1 protein-coding gene is annotated in these 353 nt (G+C 64.6%); it reads right to left on the bottom strand.

Annotated elements, in window-relative coordinates; translation table 11 throughout:
- On the bottom strand, window positions 1–353 hold a 353-nt coding region (locus J0A65_RS26560), incomplete at both ends, for a hypothetical protein (protein WP_206597170.1).

Genomic DNA, 353 nt, shown 5'->3' on the forward strand with positions numbered 1-353 from the left:
GGTTGTATCGGGCGATGGCCAGGTGCAGCGGCTCGAATGCCGTCGGCAGCGATGCCTGACCGTGCAGACGATGGTGCGCCTCGTGTTCGAGCGTGCTCAGGCAATCGAGATCACCGAGGCATTGCTCGCCCCCCTGCAGCATGGCGGCGAGGATCTGCTCGAAGTTGGCGCGGATACGCAGCACCGCATCCTCATGAAAATGGCTGCGCAGGTACTGGTATTCGATCTCCATTCCCTCGCCCAGGCGCACGGCCAGGTCCATCGGCACGCTGGTCACATCCTTGGACGCCAGCTCGCCAAAACGCGGCCCATCGCCACCACCACGCCGCAACGCCTGGTCCACCGGGTAGTTC

Origin of the sequence: Bowmanella yangjiangensis, from assembly GCF_017255015.1 — a bacterium.
Lineage (GTDB): Bacteria > Pseudomonadota > Gammaproteobacteria > Enterobacterales > Alteromonadaceae > Bowmanella > Bowmanella yangjiangensis.